This window comes from Listeria farberi (assembly GCF_014229295.1).
Lineage (GTDB): Bacteria > Bacillota > Bacilli > Lactobacillales > Listeriaceae > Listeria > Listeria farberi.
In genome coordinates this window covers 116,353-136,590 of record NZ_JAARZL010000006.1, presented here as the reverse complement: position 1 = coordinate 136,590, position 20,238 = coordinate 116,353, and the positions used below count along the sequence as shown (strand labels likewise).

Annotated in this window: 20 protein-coding genes; 5 read left to right on the top strand and 15 right to left on the bottom strand. The window is 37.7% G+C overall.

Annotation, left to right across the window (positions count from 1 at the left end; all coding sequences use genetic code 11):
- Position 1 precedes the first annotated feature (1 nt).
- The 5 genes from rpsJ to pplA form a co-directional block, all read right to left on the bottom strand.
- Complete coding sequence (rpsJ, locus tag HCB38_RS13755; protein WP_003720954.1) at positions 2-310, bottom strand: 30S ribosomal protein S10; 309 nt, start codon at positions 308-310, stop codon at positions 2-4.
- Positions 311-669: 359 nt separating this feature from the next.
- On the bottom strand, positions 670-1,470 hold the full coding sequence (fmnA, locus tag HCB38_RS13750; protein ID WP_185319795.1) for an FAD export ECF transporter transmembrane subunit FmnA: 801 nt from the start codon (positions 1,468-1,470) through the stop codon (positions 670-672).
- Positions 1,471-1,489: 19 nt separating this feature from the next.
- Entirely contained in the window at positions 1,490-2,449 is a 960-nt protein-coding gene (gene menA / locus HCB38_RS13745; RefSeq protein WP_185319794.1) for a 1,4-dihydroxy-2-naphthoate polyprenyltransferase, read from the bottom strand.
- 80 nt (positions 2,450-2,529) lie between these two features.
- A complete protein-coding gene (locus HCB38_RS13740) occupies positions 2,530-3,612 on the bottom strand; it encodes an FAD:protein FMN transferase (protein WP_185319793.1) in 1,083 nt (360 codons plus the stop codon).
- A gap of 161 nt (positions 3,613-3,773) precedes the next feature.
- Positions 3,774-4,673, bottom strand: a complete 900-nt coding sequence (gene pplA, locus HCB38_RS13735; protein WP_185638801.1) for an extracellular electron transfer flavoprotein PplA — start codon at positions 4,671-4,673, stop codon at positions 3,774-3,776.
- Positions 4,674-5,118: 445 nt separating this feature from the next.
- On the opposite strand from pplA, the gene HCB38_RS13730 reads away from it, so the two are divergent.
- The 5 genes from HCB38_RS13730 (at position 5,119) to HCB38_RS13710 (ending at position 10,614) form a co-directional block, all read left to right on the top strand.
- Positions 5,119-7,005 carry an FAD-dependent oxidoreductase gene (locus tag HCB38_RS13730; protein ID WP_185319791.1) on the top strand — a complete coding sequence of 629 codons (1,887 nt, stop codon included), beginning with the start codon at positions 5,119-5,121 and terminating at the stop codon, positions 7,003-7,005.
- A gap of 176 nt (positions 7,006-7,181) precedes the next feature.
- Positions 7,182-7,616, top strand: a complete 435-nt coding sequence (gene eetA / locus HCB38_RS13725) for a flavin-based extracellular electron transfer system protein EetA (protein WP_185319790.1) — start codon at positions 7,182-7,184, stop codon at positions 7,614-7,616.
- 32 nt (positions 7,617-7,648) lie between these two features.
- Positions 7,649-8,191, top strand: coding sequence for a flavinylation system FAD exporter subunit EetB (eetB, locus tag HCB38_RS13720; protein WP_003723627.1), 543 nt, complete (start codon positions 7,649-7,651; stop codon positions 8,189-8,191).
- A gap of 21 nt (positions 8,192-8,212) precedes the next feature.
- Positions 8,213-9,193 carry a polyprenyl synthetase family protein gene (locus HCB38_RS13715; protein ID WP_185638799.1) on the top strand — a complete coding sequence of 327 codons (981 nt, stop codon included), beginning with the start codon at positions 8,213-8,215 and terminating at the stop codon, positions 9,191-9,193.
- An 89-nt stretch (positions 9,194-9,282) separates the two neighbouring features.
- Positions 9,283-10,614 (top strand): metallophosphoesterase, encoded by a 1,332-nt coding sequence (locus HCB38_RS13710; RefSeq protein WP_185319788.1) that lies wholly within the window; start codon positions 9,283-9,285, stop codon positions 10,612-10,614.
- A 47-nt stretch (positions 10,615-10,661) separates the two neighbouring features.
- Here HCB38_RS13710 and HCB38_RS13705 read toward each other — a convergent pair whose 3' ends face one another.
- The 10 genes from HCB38_RS13705 to HCB38_RS13660 form a co-directional block, all read right to left on the bottom strand.
- Entirely contained in the window at positions 10,662-11,648 is a 987-nt protein-coding gene (locus HCB38_RS13705) for a DUF4003 family protein (RefSeq protein ID WP_185619613.1), read from the bottom strand.
- A 26-nt stretch (positions 11,649-11,674) separates the two neighbouring features.
- A complete protein-coding gene (locus HCB38_RS13700) occupies positions 11,675-12,487 on the bottom strand; it encodes an SMI1/KNR4 family protein (protein ID WP_185638797.1) in 813 nt (270 codons plus the stop codon).
- A 78-nt stretch (positions 12,488-12,565) separates the two neighbouring features.
- Positions 12,566-13,309, bottom strand: a complete 744-nt coding sequence (locus HCB38_RS13695) for an SIS domain-containing protein (protein ID WP_185607910.1) — start codon at positions 13,307-13,309, stop codon at positions 12,566-12,568.
- The gene (locus tag HCB38_RS13690; protein WP_185319784.1) at positions 13,310-14,029 is read right to left on the bottom strand and encodes a KDGP aldolase; all 720 of its coding nucleotides are present in this window, start codon (positions 14,027-14,029) and stop codon (positions 13,310-13,312) included.
- Positions 13,989-14,738: a creatininase family protein gene (locus HCB38_RS13685; protein ID WP_185619609.1), complete on the bottom strand. Its 750-nt coding sequence runs from the start codon at positions 14,736-14,738 to the stop codon at positions 13,989-13,991. The genes HCB38_RS13690 and HCB38_RS13685 overlap by 41 nt, the downstream gene beginning before the upstream one ends.
- A 12-nt stretch (positions 14,739-14,750) precedes the next feature.
- Positions 14,751-15,743 (bottom strand): phosphotriesterase family protein, encoded by a 993-nt coding sequence (locus HCB38_RS13680; protein ID WP_185619607.1) that lies wholly within the window; start codon positions 15,741-15,743, stop codon positions 14,751-14,753.
- A gap of 69 nt (positions 15,744-15,812) precedes the next feature.
- A complete protein-coding gene (gene ulaA / locus HCB38_RS13675) occupies positions 15,813-17,111 on the bottom strand; it encodes a PTS ascorbate transporter subunit IIC (RefSeq protein WP_003733048.1) in 1,299 nt (432 codons plus the stop codon).
- A gap of 26 nt (positions 17,112-17,137) precedes the next feature.
- Positions 17,138-17,410 carry a PTS sugar transporter subunit IIB gene (locus tag HCB38_RS13670; protein ID WP_003726309.1) on the bottom strand — a complete coding sequence of 91 codons (273 nt, stop codon included), beginning with the start codon at positions 17,408-17,410 and terminating at the stop codon, positions 17,138-17,140.
- 2 nt (positions 17,411-17,412) lie between these two features.
- A complete protein-coding gene (locus HCB38_RS13665; RefSeq protein ID WP_003728554.1) occupies positions 17,413-17,847 on the bottom strand; it encodes a PTS sugar transporter subunit IIA in 435 nt (144 codons plus the stop codon).
- 193 nt (positions 17,848-18,040) lie between these two features.
- Positions 18,041-20,107 carry a BglG family transcription antiterminator gene (locus tag HCB38_RS13660; protein WP_185638795.1) on the bottom strand — a complete coding sequence of 689 codons (2,067 nt, stop codon included), beginning with the start codon at positions 20,105-20,107 and terminating at the stop codon, positions 18,041-18,043.
- Between the last annotated feature and the right edge of the window lie 131 nt (positions 20,108-20,238).

The following is a 20,238-nucleotide window of genomic DNA, read 5'->3' as shown; positions in this document are numbered from 1 at the left end:
ATTATAGTTTGATTTCGATGTCCACACCGCTTGGCAAGTCTAAACGCATCAAGCTATCAACTGTTTGTGGTGTTGGATTAACGATGTCGATTAAACGTTTGTGTGTACGCATTTCGAATTGCTCACGAGAATCTTTATATTTGTGGACCGCACGCAAGACTGTGTAGATTGACTTCTCTGTTGGAAGTGGAATCGGACCAGATACGGAAGCACCTGAGCGTTTCGCTGTTTCTACAATCTTTTCTGCTGATTGATCCAAAATACGGTGATCATACGCTTTTAAACGAATACGAATTTTTTGTTTTGCCATTACTTTCCCTCCTTTTCGCCTACTTTTAAAATAGACATTCTCCGTGAAAATTACCTGAACATCCGCCATGGCAAAGCGGCCGGGTGTGTCAGCAACCTTTCACTTCATCACATGGGCATTCCCAGCAATACCGGGGTGCTCATTGTCAAAAGGGCAGACCAATGCCTGTCCATTTGCACTTTATCTATTATACACGGGTTAGGGGTAGTAATCAACCGCTTTTTGAAAAAAGTTTTAAGTTATTTTCATAGAAGCTATTATATAGAAGAATCTAGTTTGGTTAGAAGACGAAAAACCTTTCATAGCAGTATTTCCCGCATTTTCAATAAAACAAAAAAACACTCGTTAGTCGAATGTTTTTAAGAAGTTCGCAGCAATATAAGCCCGGCGGTTAGAAGTAACATGATACAAAAAGCGACAAAATCGATAAAGTGCCAGTGAAGAATTCGAAAACGAGTTCGCCCTTCTCCTCCTTGATAACCCCTAGCCTCCATCGCATCAGCTAACTCTTCAGCTCGATTAAAAGAACTAACGAAAAGCGGAATAAAGATCGGGACCACTACCCTCATCTGTTCGAATATGTTCCCTTCGCCAAAATCGACTCCACGCGCGCGCTGAGCTTTCATAATTTTATCCGTTTCGCCCATGAGCGTCGGAATAAAACGTAAGGCAACAGAAATCATCAGGGCGATGTCATTAACAGGTACTTTAAGTATTGCAAAAGGACGAAGAATATACGCAATTGCATCTGTTAAGTTCATTGGGGTAGTTGTTAAGGTGATAACTGTTGACATAATGATTATTAATACAAAGCGTAAAAATACAAATACACCATTCAAAAGGCCAAAAGAAGAAATTGTAAAAGGACCCCAATCGAAATAAATCGTTCCACCACTCGCAAATAGGATTTGCATCACAACAGTGAATAAGATTAACCATATGAGTGGTTTAACACCTTTTATAAAAACTTTCAATTTTATCCCTGTCATTTGGACAACTATTAGTGTAAACAAAACCATTAAAGCATATGTCCACCAGTTATTTGCTAAAAATAAAATTCCAATATAATAAAATCCAGCTAGTAGTTTTGTTCTTGCGTCAAGCCTATGAATCAAGGACTCCCCTGGAACAAAACGACCTAATATCAGTTTTTCTATCATTCAAAGAAGCCCCCTTCACTCACGCCAATTGTTGAATGACAACGCTAACCGCCATCAAAAAGGTTAAAGTTGCATTAATCAATACAAAATTACGTATACCAATAACAAATGTTTTTGATTTTACTTGTTCTTTATTAAATTTAACTAAATTACGATAAATCGGATAAACTGCTAGGAGCGACACCAACATGATTGGATGCAAGAAATGAATTAACACAGAAACAATCACGGCTAAGAACGATGCATAGTATAGCGTATTAAAAAGGAGAACTCCCATTTTTCTACCTATATAATAAGGAAGTGTATACCGATGATTTCTAATATCCTCATCTAAATCACACAAATTATTAGCTAACATAATATTTGCTATCGTGAAAATACATGGTAAGGATACCACACCTATCCGAATAATTTCTATCAGATTAAACTGGATAGTTACCATTTCACCTTGCCAAAGTAAATTCGCAATTCCAGCATCGTATGCATTTACATACACAGCTAAGAAGAAAATACCAAACCCCATAGTAACCCCAGAAAAAATCTCTCCAAGCGGCATCCGAGAGAGTGGCACAGGACCAAATGTATACAAAATGCCAATACAAAAACATACAAATCCAATTAATAACACAAGCAAATCTGTGCGGAAAACAAGCCAAACACCTAAACCAGTCGCAATGAAAAACATTAGAAATATAGTAATAATAACTGTCCGTTCTGGAATTTGTTGCTGCCCAATAACATTACTTGTCGTTCGGTAATCGTAGTCATGATTATCAGTTGCTTTACGGTAATCCATATAATTATTAATCGCGGTAGTTGTTAAATCAAAAATTAACATGGAACCAAAAAATATCAATGTGTTAATAGGCTTAAACATATCATATTGATATACAACGAATAACGTTCCTAACATAAACGGAAATACACTAGCTATCTTCGTCTGGATTTCAACCAACTTTAGGAATGACGATATTGACATAACACCTTTTTAACCCCTTTCTATCATACTTGCGAGCAGACTTCAGTTAAAAGCCTGCTCACTTTCTACTATATATTATTTTACTTTTCCAAAGTATCCATTTGGAAGTTTTTATCTGTTAATTCAAACTGTCCTTTTAGTCCGGATGTTTCGTATACTTTTTTCTCTTTACTAATAAAAATAGCGTCTACACCTTTAAACTTCTCAATGTAGTCCATTCCGCCTTGAATGCCTTTAGAGAAAGTAGCTGTTGATAAACCATCACCATCGATAGATTTTTTAGATACAATAGACACACCCGCAATATCATTGTCAAACGGATACCCAGTTTTCGGGTCTAAAATGTGATGATATGTTTTGCCATCCACTTCTAGGTAACGTTCATAAATCCCAGAAGTTACAATAGACATGTCGGATTCCGGAAGTTTTCCGATAACACTACCGCGCGGGGAAAACGGATCTTGAATTCCAACATTCCATTTATTTCCATTAGGATTTTTTCCTTGAACATAAATATTTCCACCTAAATCAATAATGGATGTAGTTACTTTGTTATCTTTAAACACTTTTAATGTTTCGTCAGTGATGAATCCTTTAGCAATTGCTCCTAAATCAAGTTCCATGCCTTCTTTTTCTAGGTAAACTGTTTGCTCTTTGTCATTCATTTTTACATCTTTATAATTAATCAATGGTAATACTGCATCAATTTCTGCTTGAGAAGGTTTGCGAGCATCGGAAAAACCAATATGCCATAAAGAAGTAAGTGGTCCAATGGTAATGTCAAAGCTACCACCAGAGTTTTCCGAGTATTTCAGTCCTTCTTGGATTAAATAGTAGACATCTTTAGAAACTTTTACCGGCTTCTTCCCTGCTTGTTCGTTTATTTTATCCACTTCTGATGTTTTTTCTGAATCGCTTGTAGTAATTTTTGCCGCTAAATCTTTAATGCGATCAAAACCTTTATCTAGAACGTCTTCTTTGCCTTTGTCATAGATTTTAAGTGTAACTACTGTTCCCATTAGGAAATCAGTTTTAGAATAAGGTTGTTCCAAAAGTGTTTTAGAGTCACTTGGTTCTTTTTTTGAATTGTTATTAGAATTTCCGCATGCTGACACCACAAGCGCGAGTACGATAACTGATAATATTATTTTCCATTTCTTCATTAGCTTTTCACCTTTCTAATCCGTGATCTTTACTTGAATAACTATAGCGTAAAAAAAAGAATAAATCTACAATAAAAAGGCTTAATTTCTCTGTTTTGCGATAAAAAAATCGGCTAGCCCCAGAATTAGGGCCAGCCGTTTTGTGCATTTCATTGTACTAATTATTCAGCTTCTACTAGGTTGTACACTTTGATAGTGTCAGTATTACCATTTTGTGCAGCATTTTGAAGTTGAGCTGCGTAGATTTTGAATTGGTTAGAAGAGTTAGTAGCACCAGAAACAGTGTCTACTGCAGCAACGTCTTGTTTCTCTACTAGAGATTTATTAAGTGCTGGGATGTATTCTTTTGGACCAGTACCAGATTTAGCTTTCATGTTTTTCTCGTAATCAGCGTCGTCTGATTTAAGTTTGCCGTCTTTGTCAACATAGTTGTAGTCAGATTTAGTGATTTTGCCATCTTTAACGTCCATGTTGAATACTACACGGTAACCATGTGCGTAGTTTTGTTCTTCAAGTTTGTAAGTTCCATCTTCCATTTTAGCTAGGTTGTTGATGGAAATTGTAGTTGTATCAGCTTTTTGAGCTGCTTGGATTAATTGGTTAGCATAGTTGATGAAAGCGTCAGAAGAATGAGTCGCTCCTGAAACTACTTCTACAGATGCTGCAGATTGATTTTTAACTAAAGAATCACTTAATTGTTTCAAGTATTCTTGAGGACCAGTTCCTACTTTATCTTTCATTGCTTTTTCGTAGTCTGCATCTTCGGATTTAAGTTTGCCGTCTTTGTTTTTGTAATCATAGTTAGCTTTAGTGATTTTACCATCTTTAACTTCGATTGACATGAAACCTTTCCAGCCTTTGTCGTCGAAATTCTTTTCTTCTAATTTGTAAGTACCATCAGTCATAGTACCATCTGTTTTAGCTGTTTTCTTTGTTTCTGTTTGTTTTGTGTCTGTGCTCTTCTTGTCTTTGCTGCTGTCGTCGCTACTACCGCAACCTACTAGTAATAAGCTTGAAGCCATTACTACGGTAATACCCATTGCTACTTTTTTCAATTTCATATTTGCTCCCACCTTTTGTTTTATTAAAACCTTCTTTGTGATAACGTGAACACAAACGAATAGTCTGCGAAAGCGATATCACTTTTACAATACAAATGATACCACCAGCTCGTGCTTTTGTCTACTGTAATTCTAAAGACATAATTCATCTAATTTTCAAAATAATGACTATTGATATATAAAACTTGGGTAAAACCATCATTTTCTAGCAAAATAGCATACAAAAATGTCTAACAACCTAGATAAAACAAGGACTTTTAGCCTGCTCAAATATATAAAATTTGTATAAAGTCCTATTTTTCGGTTTTTAGATTAGAATTGTTCTTTACTATCTAGACATTAGTAGGATGTTTCTGTTAAACTATGATAGGTTATAATAATACTGTGGGGAATTTTGGACTCATTTTATTTTTGTGAATAAACTTACAAGGAGTTGAGGAAGCATATGCCTGAAAAGAATATCGTTTTAATTGGGGCAGGATATGCAGGTGTACACGCTGCTAAGAAATTAGCTAAGAAATACAAGAAAGACAAAGACGTCAATATTACATTAATCGATCGTCATTCGTATCACACAATGATGACTGAACTTCATGAGGTTGCTGGTGGTCGTGTTGAACCAACTGCAATTCAATATGATTTACGTCGCTTGTTTAATAGAACAAAAGTTAATCTTGTAACTGATAACGTGACACATGTAGATCACGATAAGAAAGTTGTAACAACAGAACACGGAAGCTATCCGTTCGATTACCTAGTACTTGGTATGGGCGGAGAACCTAATGATTTCGGGACTCCAGGTGTTGGCGAAAACGGCTTTACACTTTGGTCTTGGGAAGATTCTGTTAAATTACGCAATCATATTGAAGAAACAGTAACTAAAGCATCCCGCGAACAAGACGTTGAAAAACGTAAAGCAATGTTAACATTCGTTGTTTGTGGATCTGGTTTTACTGGTATCGAAATGGTTGGGGAACTTTTAGAATGGAAAGATCGTCTAGCTAAAGATAACAAAATTGATGCATCTGAAATTAAACTGGTAGTAGTAGAAGCTGCTCCAACAATCCTAAACATGCTTGAAAGAAGAGACGCAGATAAAGCAGAACGTTACATGGTTAAAAAAGGTATTGAAATCATGAAAAACGCTGCAATTGTTGAAGTTAAACCTGAAAGCATCGTTCTTAAATCTGGCGAAGAGCTTCCAACAAGTACATTAATTTGGACTGCTGGTGTTCGCGCTAACTCTGATACAAAAGATTACGGTATGGAATCTGCTCGTGCAGGCCGTTTGAAAGTAAACCAATATATGGAAGCAGAAGGTCTTAAAGACGTTTATGTTGTTGGTGACCTTGCTTACTTTGAAGATGAAGATGGCAAACCAACGCCACAAATCGTTGAAGGCGCTGAACAAACTGCATTAACTGCAGCGAAAAGCATCATCGTTGAAATGAGCGGTACTGGCGAGAAAGAACCATTCCAAGGTAAATATCATGGTGTAATGGTTTCTATTGGAGCTAAATATGGTGTTGCTCACCTTGGTGGGATGCATTTATCTGGTTGGTTCGCTATTTTAATGAAACATATGGTTAACTTATATTACTTCTTCGGTATTCGCAGTGGTTATTACATGTGGCAATACATTATGCACGAATTCTTCCACATTAAAGACCACCGTAATATCTTCCGTGGATGGACTTCTCGTTACGGAAACGTACTTTGGGTTCTTCCTTTACGTGTATATCTAGGTTGGTTCTGGATTGACGAAGCACTTTCTAAAATCTACGGTGAAACTACATGGGATAAAGTAAGTTTTACTAATTTAAAACCTCTATTTAACGGGATTGGTTCTGATTCTTGGTTAACAGCAACAACTTCCAAAATGCCATTTGAATGGTTACAAACCGCTGCAACTTCTGGTGCTAGTCAAGCTGCTGGAGATGCTGCTGGTGCCGCTGCGACAAATGTAACTACACCAATTCTTAGTCATATGCCTGGTTGGTTTGAATGGATTATGAAACTTCTAATGCCAAACCTTGACGTTGCTCTAGTAATGCAAAAAGTTGTACCTTTTGTTGAACTTGCAATTGGTCTTGCTATGGTAGTTGGTTTATTCACTTGGCTTGTAAGTATCGGAAGTGCTGGGTTCCTAGTAATGTTCACTCTAAGCGCTATGCTTGGTTGGGACAAATTCTGGGCGTTACCAGCTTCTATCGCACTTCTAAACGGCGCTGGACGCACATTTGGTCTTGATTATTGGGCTGTTCCTTGGTTCCAAAAACATCTTGGTCACTGGTGGTACGGTAAGCCGAGATCCGTTTACAGAGACAAGTAATTTTGCTAGTTAAAATTTTAAATTAAAAATCGGGAGTGCATCCAAAAGCCAGTTTTGGCATAGGAGGTGCTTCCGTTTTTATTATTTGTTTATTTTTATGAACTTTTTCCTATTATATTTAGGCGTTATCCTTTAAAATAGGATTTGTACATGACATTTTGAAAGGAGGCAATATGGTGAAAAAGTACTTTTATATGGTAAAACGCTGGGATATTATAATTATTTTATCTCTTTGTATACTTTCCTTTTTACCAATTGCTATTTTTTCATATGTAAAAGCGAATGAACCTACTCCAGAAAATGGAACAAAGGAGCTTGTGGCGGTTATTTCTGTTGATAATAAAGAATATAAGACCGTTACACTCACTGGACATAAAGGGACTGAAAGCTTTGATGTGAAGCAACCAGATGGACATACTAACACGATTGAGGTTTCGGGAGAAGAAATTCGAATTAGTAAAGCCAATTGTAATGATCAGGTATGTGTTCGGACTGGAGCAATTGATAAACAAGGTGATACGGTCGTTTGCCTTCCGCATAAGTTAGTGATTGAAGTAAAAGCGAGCGACGGGAGTTCAGGCGATTCAGATGACCCAATTATCTCTTCCTGACCTTATCCTCTAATAGATAGGAAAGTGTTTTTATGACAAAAAACAGACGATTAGTATATATAGCACTTTTGGCTGCACAAGCTGTAGTCATTAGTTTACTCGAGCGGGCTATTCCGTTTCCATTTGCATTTGCTCCTGGAGCGAAACTAGGCCTTGCTAATATTATTACTTGTATTTCGCTTTATACCTTATCGGCAAAAGATACATTTATGATAATCTGCATTAGATTAGTATTATCCACTTTGCTTGGTGGGACTATATCGACTTTTATGTATAGTGCAGCGGGAGCTATTTTGAGTTTTCTTGGAATGTGGCTCGTACAACAACTTGGACCGAAACGTGTGAGCATCATTGGTGTTAGTGTTACTGGTGGGATTTTACATAATGTCGGACAACTCGTTATTGCAAGTTGGATTGCAGGAACTTGGTCGGTTATGCTTTATTTGCCAGTATTATCTTTTATCGGTATTCTTTCTGGAATCGCAGTTGGGATTGCGGCAAACTATTTGCTAAAAAACGTCCAAACTTTGCGAATGTTCGCTGATGCAAAACAAAGTCAAGCAGCACAAAAATAATTTTAAAAAAAGGAGTTCAATATGCAACTTCATGCTATGTGGGATGAGTATCCTGCACTTTCCAAAGATTTACAAGAAGTCTTACAAACAATTGAAGACAACATTAAAATTCGTGATAAACATGTAGAGCAAAACGTGAAAGATTTGATTCATGCCGGTGGAAAATTACTGCGCCCTGCTTTTGCGCTTCTTTCTGCTCAAGCTGGTCCTGACTATGATAAAGACCGCACTGTTTCTATCGCTGCTGCGCTTGAAGTGCTTCATATGGCAACATTGATTCATGATGATGTCGTTGATGATTCCCCATTACGTCGCGGCATCCCTACTATCCATTCAAAATATGGTCGTAATTATGCCGTTTATACAGGTGATTATTTATTCTGTATTTGTTTTAAAATTTTATCCGCGCATACTTCTTCCGTTGAAAATATCGAATTTAACAGTAAAAATATCGAAAAGATTTTAATGGGTGAACTGGATCAAATGCGCACAAGTTATAAAATGGATGTAACAGTTCGCGAATATTTATCGCGTATTTCTGGCAAAACAGCTCAACTATTTGCCCTTAGTTGTTATTCTGGTGCAACTGGCAGTAAAGCAACACGTATCACTGTAGCAAAATGTTATAATATTGGTCATTATCTTGGTATGGCTTTTCAAATTATTGATGACGTCTTGGATTACACAAGTACAGATGAAGGTCTTGGCAAACCTGTTTTAAATGATATGAAGCAAGGTATTTATTCGCTTCCCCTTATTTATGCAATGAAAGGTCACTTAGCAGAATTTGAACCGCTTCTTTCTCAAAAACTAGATATGACTGATGAAGCTTCCGAACAAGTTTTAGCACTTATCTCTAAATATAAGGGTGTCGAACAGGCATTCAAACTTGCCAACAAATATACAAATAAAGCGCTTCGTGAAATCAAAAAATTGCCAGCTGGCGTATATCGTGATGATATGTACCGCTTAACGAAAAGCATATTAGATAGAGATATTTAATACATTTAGAACATTGCTCTTTGCTTACTGAGTTCTGTTCTAAATTTTACCTCAATTTGTGAAAATACAAACATGAAAGCGTGATTAACGTGATTCAATTTTTAAAAATAGCCGCTCCTATTCTTTTATCTTTTACCTTAGTTGCCTGTAGTTCTGCAAGTGAAGAAACGAAGAAAATTACTGCTCCGATTGAAAAAGACCGTGATTTATCAATAATTGAAACGACCGATGTTCATTATTTTGCGCCATCACTCACTGATGGCGGGCGGGCATTCCAAAAATATCTAGCCGCTGGTGATGGAAAGCAATTGGCATATAGCGATGAAATAACCAATGCTTTTTTAACAGATGTCGAAACTAAAAAGGCTGATGTTTTAATTATTAGCGGCGATCTGACTAATAATGGCGAAAAAACTAGCCATGAAGAATTAGCAAAAAAATTAGCGCAAGTAGAAAAAACAGGTACCCAAGTATTTGTTGTTCCTGGTAATCACGATATAAACAATCCATGGGCTCGAAAATTCGAGAAAGACAAACAATTACCGACCGATACTGTATCACCAGCAGATTTCAGCAAAATTTATAATCATTTTGGTTACGAAGATGCTATTTCTGAAGATGATTTTTCGCTAAGCTATTTAGCAGCACCTTCATCCAAGGTTTGGCTCCTCATGCTTGATACAGCTATTTATAAAACCAATATGCAGCAAGGCTCTCCAACGACAGAAGGTGGTTTAACAGCTGGCACATTAGATTGGATTAAAGAATGTAGCGCCTTAGCGAAAAAAAATGGTGTAAAACTTATTCCAGTTATGCACCACAATTTAACCGATCATAATGATGTTATTCAAAAGGGCTACACAATCAATTACAACCAACAAGTAATCGATGCTCTTACAGCTGGCAATATGAAATTTTCTTTGAGTGGGCATATTCACACCCAAAACATCCGATCTGCCAAAAGTTCAGATGGTAAAGAAATTACTGATATTGTGACAAACGCTCTTTCTGTCTATCCCCATAAATACGGGAACCTTACCTACAGCGCAAAAAACAAAACGTTCACCTATCAATCTCAAAAATTGGACATAGAGTCTTGGGCAAAAGAAACTGGAACATCAGATAAAAATTTGCTTAACTTTGATTCTTATGATTATGAGACTTTTTATAATAGTGGTTATGATAAAGCTATGATGGACTTAATGACGAGTGAATCTTATAAAAACTATAGTCAAACTGATAAAGAAAAGATGGCCGATACCATGGCTTTAAATAACATGGCTTTCTTTGCAGGCATCGCCCCACCCAAATCGGCTGGAACGGATCTATGGGATAGTGCTCCTAATTCATTTTTAAAAGATTATGTTTTAAGTAGTTCTGTCCCTCCAAAACAAAGTAATGATTATTACGTTAGTCCTTAAATAATAAAAAAACTGGAAGCCTACTTATTATGCTTCCAGTTTTTTTATTAATTTGATGCCGCGGCCGCACTTGCTGCTGCGGCTGCACTCATTGCGGCTGCTTGTTCCATCGCAATTAAGATATGCACATTAACCATTAATCCTTCTAATTGTTCTTTGCTCATTTGGCCCGATTGTTTTTCTGTATAAAGACTGATTGCCAGTGCTGTTACGAACTCGCGACCAAACCGCAGACCCGGTTGATTTTGCAAGTCATCAATGAAGTTCACCAAGCCAGAGTCAATTTTACGTCCATCCATCACAAATGCTAAAATTCCGATACTTGAGTAATGTAATGGCTTGATTTTCACACCTTTTTGGCGTAATTCTTCTACCACATTGTCTACTCTTCTAATAAATTTGCTATCTTTTTCACCATATAAAAGTGTTCCTGTTGTAGCTAAAAACTGCAAACTATCATTTTTCCGGAAACCTTTTGCGGCAAATTCTTGGAAATAGTATTCTGTGACTTCAGCCAATTTTTCTGTATTCTCTTCTTTAAGATTAGCTAAGAAAACAGCTGTTGTTACGTCCTCACTTTTGGTTAAAAATGGATGGTCTTTTTTGAAAAGTTGGTGAATGGTTTTGGCTTTTTTTGCTGTCAGTGTTGGATTTTCTGATTCTAGTAATAAGTAAGCGGCGAAATAGGTGTATTCCGTGCGTTTAAAGCCTGCTTCGATGAGTGTGTTATAATTGGAAATCACTTGGCTAACACTATCCCGACTCGCATTATCACTTGCCATCAGCAAGCCAACAAGCGATGCGCGGACATTGCCATTCAATGCTGTAAACATACCTAGTTGTCGTTTGATTTCTTTATTAATTTCATAGAATTTTTCAGGTTGAACGATTTCATTATTTCCCGCAAAAAGACGAGCAATCAGAAATCGAATCCGCTTATCAATAAAACTGACGCCGCTTGTTCTAACTAACTCATAGTTCTTCATTAATAATTTTGTTGCTTCTTCGCTATCAAATACATATTCTGAATCCATCCGCCGCACTCCTTCTTGTTTTTGAATTAATATTCCTCTCTGTACAAACTCAAAATAAATTCTTCAAAATTATCAGCTAGCTTAATTATTTTATAATCACCTTCTTGATCAATATGAACGACTGCGGGCTCGCCTGTTTTTCCGCAATTTCGGTAATCCAAGAAAACCATGTCATGTCCTGCTGATGGGCAATCAGCAATAGCTAAACCAACATCGGGGTAACCCCATTCTTCTGTCCAAAAATTTGTGTTGTGCATACCATTTATTGTAGATATTCCGTGGTCTCCTATTCCCATAATACCAGTAATAGCTATACAATTCTCCGACCATGAACTTGGCTCTGTCGTGGGGACAGAGCCCGTTGATACGATACCTCCATTTTGGGTATGACGCATTAAGTAGATATAGGATTTAGGTAACTTATATCCTAGTTCAGCTTCGATTGCAGCCACTCTTTGTGGCGTAGGGTACACATCTTTATAGTCATTTTCAGAGTCAAACTTCAGCCAAAGCTCTGCTAAACTATTCCCTTGGAAAAATGTTCCTACCTCACTAAAATATTCATCTAACTCGGCGAAAATTTGCTTAGCTTTTTCACGTTCGAAATCGACTGCTTCTATATCTTTCATCTCTTCTAAAATTGACATGAGCTGTTGATAGATTTCTGGAAAACGTTCGCCGCTTTGGTATAGCACATCGCTAAGTAATACCGTTGCTGTAAATATATCTCTTCTATTTTCGGCAGTAACTTCTTGATTCCAACAAGTTTCAAGTAAGTGAATCGCCTCTTTTGTTTTTCCTTTGTCTAAATAATATAATGCTTTTCTTGTTGTAAGCATATTATTCCTCCACTAATCTTAATAACTTTATTATACTAAAAAAACCCTAGGGAAACAAAAACCCTAGGGAAGCTAATTTTATAAATTCATTCCAAGTAACGGAATTCGCTCATTATATTTATCAACAAGCGCCTTGTTATGCTCATCGGCATTTTCGACATTACCGCTAATAAATACTGGTGGTGTGAAATTATCATTTACCATTTTTTCAATGGCTTCTGCAAAAATTGATTGTAAGATAACTGCACCAGTTACGGTAGATGTTGGTGCAAATGCTATATCAAAGTTTGCTGATTTTAGTACTGCATCTCCTTTAACAGCACCATTATCAATCACAATGTCTCCTGTATCAGATAAACGTTTTCCTGATACGTGACGTGATTTTTGACTAGCTGAGTATTGAAGCGAAGTAATAACGACGATAAAAGCACCTTTTTCACGAGCAATTTCAGCAACATCTATTGGGACAGGATTACGACCAGATGTAGATAATACAATCATTACATCACCCGGACGAATATCTTCCTTAGCCATAAACGTTTTCGCATAATCATTTTTCCGCTCAAGTACAGATGACGCAGCAGCACCTTCGTGAAGCATAAGTGGTTCATGTAAAATCGGATGAATCGCCGCAAGTCCACCTGCTCGGTAAAATACTTCCTCTGTTAAAATGTGGGAATGGCCGCAACCGAATAAATGGATAACGCCATCGTTTTCAATAGATTCGGCTACTTTTTCACCGGCTTCTTTTACGTAGTTGGCTTCATTATCAAGAATATTTTCTAATAAGCGAATCGTAATATCGATATAGTTATTAATCATTTATCTCTCCTCCAAAGCTGCAAAAATTTTCTCGATTTCTTCAGGTTTGGTGCGACCTGTAGCTTTATCAATTGTTTTTCCAAAGATATGTGGCATGAAAAACGGAATGCCGGTCGTCTTGATGGCAGTTGTTATTTCAAGAATATTCTCGGCACCAATCCCACCTGCTGGCTCAATGCCGTATATCCCTTTATCTGCTGCAACTTTTGTTAAATAAACAAGTTCATCTAAATACTTTGTTCCTTCGATGCTCATAAATTTGATTGACGGAATATTTGCGGATAAACAATAATCGACTGCTTCTTCGGCAGTAATTTCATCTCCGGAAGATAATTTGACAATACCTACTTTTCCGGTTGGTCGAACGAGTGCATTGGTGTATGTTTCCGGAAGCAAGTCATTTGTTAATCCCGCTGTTTCGATTGGTTGGTTAATATGACTATTCGGTACGAGGCGTGCGATATGAAGAACATCACGCCAATTGTGCCAGTCGCCGCCGCCACCAAGACCAACACTGATGACCTCGGCCGTTGTTTGTAGTTCTTTCACCACAATTGCGGCTTCTTCTGGTGTTTTATAGTTTGTCGCCACAATTCCTGGTACTGCAAAACCGCGCGATGCTTCCATGACTTCTAGGCTATTTTCTTTATCTTTCGCTAAAAAATTAAATAGCGCAAAATTATTCCATTTCGGTAGATTTTCGAATTTTTTCTTGTTCAAGCTTTATCAACTCCACACATGTTTTTAACGTTTTTTCAATCAAGTATTCGCCTTTTTCTGCTGTTGCCAAAGTTGCTTCTCCTAGTACTGCTGTCTTTGTGAAGCTTTGCCAGGGTGTCGGGGTGAAATCCGCATCAATTGGTAAAATTGGTGGATCATCAATGGCACGACTCATATCGGCATTTTCCGGTGATAAGTAGAGCATGAGTGACGTTTCGATTTCACAAGCATGAATGTACGTATGATGGTTTGCTTTTCCTTCGCGCACGTCCATTGCAAGTTTTTGGATATTCGGGTAAAAAATGTGCAAGATAATCATATCTGGGTATTTGGCATATAGTTCACGCGCTGCATCTTTTAGCGCTGCCATGTTGCCAAGGTGTCCGCTCACTGGTACAAATAGTCTAAATCCTTGTTTATAAAGACTTTCACCAATTTCTACGACCACTTTTGTAACGGTCTCATTGGATAACGTTAAACTCCCTGGGAAATCTTGCAAACTCCAAACTTGGCCATAAGGTAATACCGGAAGCACAAAACCATCTGTTTCGGCCGCTATTCTCGCAGAATATTCAGACGCTAAAATATTGTCTGTCCCCAGTGGCAAATGCGGTCCATGGGCTTCAACTGCTCCTATTGGCAAAAGGACTGGTTTTGTTCTCGTGATTTTTGCGCCAATATCAAATGAATTTTCATCTGCATATAACACAGATTTCGCCTCCTATTTTTTAAATGTAAAGCATCTCGCCGGGTTATCTATGAAGAATTTTTTAACTAATTTTTCTCCGTCAAAGCCTTTTTCGTTTGCTTCGTCAATAAAGCGTGGCACCCATTTTTTGGTGATATATTCGAGTCCTGGTCCGTGGCCGTAATGTTTATAATATGTTTTGCGCGCTGTATCACCACTGACTAAAATTTGATCTTCAAAGCCTTCCGAAACTAGATATAGAATTGCTTTAATCCGAGCACTTTCTGGTGCGTATTTGATTTTTGCAATGCCATCAAATGACATGAATGCGCCTGTTTTAGCAACTTGCTTGTGATAATACGGATCCAGGTTACGGTCCATATGTCCAATTGATAGATATTCTAACGGTATATTCTCTTGTTTTAAAATTTCAATTTGCTCTAAAGCCATCGTTCCCGCTTCTGTATGAGAATGAATCGGCGCTTTTGTCTCGTGATGTGCTCTTGCAACCGCGCGTATCGTCTTTTCTTCTAAAGGTGTAATCATATTGTAGCCAGTGCCAAATTTCACCTGACCGGCCTTGTACGGTGTTCCTTCAAGTCCGTTTTCGACTTCATTTACAACGAATTCTGTTAGTTTTTCCGTTGAAGTATTTTCGATCCATTCATAATATGTTTCAAAGTCACCTATAATCGGCTTCAGTTCTGGTTTGATTTTTCCATCCCATAAGAAGCTTTTGTTAAATCCAGCTGTTCCAACGATTTGAATACCTGTTTCTTTGGAAATTTGCGCCACATCTAATACGCGTCTACCATAATCAACCGCGGTTGCATCAACAATTGTTTTACCACCTAAATCAGCAAAATCTTGTACATCAAGTTGCGATTTTTCTTTATCATCTAAAAGTAAATCATCGGCATCTCGCTCTTGCCAGTAAGCCGGTACACAGACAATGTGCTCGTGTGAATAAGTGAAGCCCAACTGATCCGGGGCGATATCTCCATAAAAAGTACGAATAAAACTCATTTTTTAAAACTTCCTTTCAAAAAACCTCTTCCTCTTGAATGCTAGACAAGGAAGAGGTTTAGATTTTACTTAAAAGAATAACTTCGCTAACATGCTGACTATTGGTCCTAGAATAAACATATCTGAGTCGGCTGCCCACATTGCTGTATCGGGAACAGTCGTATTAATAAAGAAAGTAACCATTATATATTGACCCCAGGCGACAACTGTTGCCGTTAGGAATCCACCTATCAAGGCTCCTCTAACCCCACCCGTCGAGTTACCAAATACCCCAGCAACTGCACCGTGGAAGAAGAGAACAATCATTGTTGGCACAAACACGTAACCAACTGTATTTCCAAGTACTACCAACCAGATAATCGCTCCAATGAATGCTCCTAAGAAACCGATAATTACGGAGTTTGGCGCATATGGATAAACGATTGGGGCATCTAGTGCTGGTTTCGCGCCCGGTACAAGTTTTGTTGCAATACCATTGAATGCTGGTACGATTTCGCCGATAAACATCCGCACACCTACAAGAACGATGGCGATACCAGCTGCAAACGTAAAGGACTGAACGATGGAGTATACGATGAAGCTTTGATTGCCAGCTTCTGCGATTAATTTTTCTGCTCCTGGTGTTTTCTTCACCATCAGAATCACTGCACCAACTACGAACAGAATCCCCATTGTAAGTGCTGTAATAACGTTTGAGTCACGTAAGAACTCTAATTTTTTCGGTAAGTTAATATGTTCTGCATCATTTTTCTTATTTCCAAATACTTTCCCTAGTAAAGCAGATAAAATCGCTACGCTGGATGAAGTATGCCCTAATGCGACATTATCATTTCCTGTAATTTTACGTAGGAATGGTTGTGTAATTGCTGGTTGTAATGTCCAGTAAAGACCCATGATTACTGCTAGGAATAGTACAAGACCCCAGAACGGAATATCGCCGCCAACAGCTTGTACAGTAATTCCTGCAAAGATCGTTGTTGTCCAGAACATCATATGACCAGTTAAATAGATATACTTAAACGGTGTAAATCTTGCTAATAATACGTTGACTAAAAATCCTAGAGTCATCGCAAGTGTTACTGCACTACCAAATTTAGCATTAAAGGCTTCTTGTCCTAAAAACCCTGCAAGTGGCGGTGTTTCAAGCCCGAATACTTCTTTCCACATTGGTTCGAAAATTCCAAGGGAACCAGTGATAACAGCCGCACCAGCGTTAATAATTAAGAATCCAATAATTGCTTTGAACGTTCCGCTAATAACTTGGCTTAAATTTTTCTTCTGTAAAAGTAACCCGAGAAGTACGATAAAACCTAAAAGTATGGCTGGGGTTCCAAAAAAGTTATTGGCAATCCACGTAATAATCTCCATTTTTTTCCCACCTTTTTTTGTCTTATTTAACTATTGATTGCTTCAGATAAAGCCGTTTTAATTTCCGCATTGTCAAAATAGTTATTGACGATGACTACTTTGGCGCTTGTATCTGTTCCAAGTGTTTCTGCTAATTCTTGACTTGTTACAATAATATCCACATTCATTGAGCGCGCAGCCGATACATCAATGTGCTCTACATCTGCGTCCACTCCCATGTCGCGTAAGACTGTTTCTACATTCATTCTTAAAATTAGGCTTGTTCCTTGACCAAGTCCACACACTGCTAAAATTTTCATCGTTATCCCTCCACTAATTCTCCAATTGCTTGATAATCTTCTGAATGAATCATTTTTTCAATGTTATCGCTGTTACTAAGCAAGGAGACAATTTTTTGAATGACTTTTAAATGTGCCTCACTTGATGTTGCTGCGAGCCCAAAGACTAATCGCACGGGATCATTTGCGGCGTGTCCGAAATTCACGCCTTCTTTTAGTACGACTAGTGATACCGCAGAGTTTTCAACACCATCAGTTGGTCTTGCATGAGGAATTGCTATTTGAGGTGCAATGACAAAGTACGCACCATTTTCATGATATGATTCCACCATTTTTTCTACGTACTGTTCGCTCACATAACCTGCATTCACTAATAATTCTCCTGCTTGCACGATAGCTTCGTCAGCATTTTTAGCTGAACCATGCAGATTCACAAGCTCTTTATCCAAAAAAGACATATCTCTTCATCCCTTCTAACTAATTGATAGCGCTATCAATAACTTACACTCTTATTATAGCTGTAGCCACTCTGTTTAAAAAAGCCCAATTCCTTTCTTTTCGAAAGTGCAAAGAATAGACTGTTACATTTTGTCGTTAGCGAGCATACAAAAAAGCCAGTGCGGCATTTGACTGCTCCACTGGCTTTATAGCTTATTTTATTGTTAACATTGCAGCAATTTCTGCTGCTGATTCAGCTTGTTCAATCTGCTCTAGCAAGTGATGTTTCATGATTAAATTAGTGAGTTGGCTCAGCGCATTAATATGTGTGTAGGAGTCAATGGAAGCGAGCACAATAATTAATTTAACCTGATCCTTCGCTTTACTTGAAAATGAAACCGGCTGGTCTAATCGCAACAGGCTCATTCCAACACGGTATGCGCCGTCATCCACCGAAGCATGGGGAAGTGCAATCCCTGGTGCAATAACGATATATGGCCCGAGTTTCTCAATATTGTCAATCATTGCATGTTGATAGTTCTTCGAGATATAACCTTCTTGCTGTAGTGGTTTTGAAGCCACTCGGATAGCTTCTTGCCAGTCCGTCACACTTTCTTTAAAAATAATTCGTTGTTCCGGTAATAGTTCATCAAGCGATGGCGATTTCTCTAGCTGGCTGTCTGGTTGCACTTGAAATAATACCGACTTCAGCTTGGCCGCTAATTTTTCGCGGTCTTCCACTTTGGCATATTGATCTACTACATCGAGCACGGATGATAACATGCGAGCATCTGAATCTTTTTGTAAAATGTGTGGGGCAATTGCCTTCATAAGTTGTTGCTTCTGCGCTTCTGTCAAAATTGGACTAACGATAAATACTGGTGCTTTTGGTTCCATAATTGGCAAAGTCGACACAATAAAATCTGGTGCGTATAACCCTTTTTCAAATTCACGGATGGAAATTGGTTCTAATATCTCAACACGTTCACCGAGCAATTGCGATAATTGTCGCTCAATCATCCGCGACGTTCCAACGCCTTTGGAACAAACGATTAAGAGCTTTTTTCGTTCCACTAAAGTATTGTTTTTGCGTGAAAGATAGCCACCGAACAAGATTGTTACGTACGCTATTTCATCCTCTGGGATCGTTTCACCAAGTAAATCTTCTAGCGGTTCGAGTGATTTTTTCGTAATCTCGTACACATCACTGTAGCTTTGTTTAATGTCTGTGCGCAGCGGGTTAATCCACTCGATTTGGAATTTAAGTCGGTAGTAGGCTGGCTGTAAGTGGAGCAATAAATCTTTCTTCAAACTGCGATGGTCTTCAAAATTCACACAAGCGAGGCGTTCAAATTCAGCAATGATTTTTTCAACGATGAGATCTAGTTTTCCTTCAGCAGCCGCATCATCATTCAAACGACTCGCTCCAAGCAAAAGTTTACCTAAATAAGTGATTTCCGCATGATTGCTCTTAAAATCCTCACCTTGTTGCAGTTGCTGATAAATTTTCTGGGCGATATCAAATGATTCTACTTCATGTTCTTCTTTCTCATTTAAATAACAATTGCGTTTCATTCGTTCCTTAAAAAAGAAAATCATAATACCAATACGCTCAATAACTTCATCTGTATAACGAATACCGATTTTTTTCTCTGTTACTGCTAAAATTTCAAAAATTGTATCTAAATGTGGGAAGAGTTCTTTATTTTTAATCATTGGATTAATTTTCATTAAATCGAGAAGCTGATCTGCGGTTGCGATTTCTTCGTTATTCATACAATAATGAATGAAAAACTGACGAATACTACGTTCATCACCAAGAACCATATTACCATTTTTCCGATCATAAGCGAGTTCTAAGTTAAACTGTTTAAGCGATAATTTTAATTGTTTAATATCCTGTAAACTGGTGTTGCGGCTGACTTCATTACATTCATTAATTGTATCGATAATTACTCGTGCATCTGTTACAAGTAGAAAAAATAAAATACGGATGCGACGTTCACTAGCTGAAAAGACTTTGTGGCTCGCTTCCCTATTTCCAAGGATTTCTTTAATTGTCGATTTTTCATCTTCTAATAAATAATAACCTTGTCCTCGAACGGATTGAATACCATCAAGCCCTATATTGTCTAATTCTTTATTAATTTTTTCCACATCATATTGAAGTGTTCGTTTCGAAATCCCTAATTCTTCTTGTAATTTCTCGGGTGCAAGATATACATTCGCCACGACGAGCGATTCGAGTAGCGTCATATTTCTAGCATCAAATTGTACCACTTGGCCTACCTCCTTGATTTCGGTCTAGAAGGTAAAAAGATATGTCTACTTTAAGGTTATGCGAAAATGTGATATTTTTCAAGTTAATTCTTATTTCAGGCACAAAAAAACCGACAAAGCCAAATGACTTT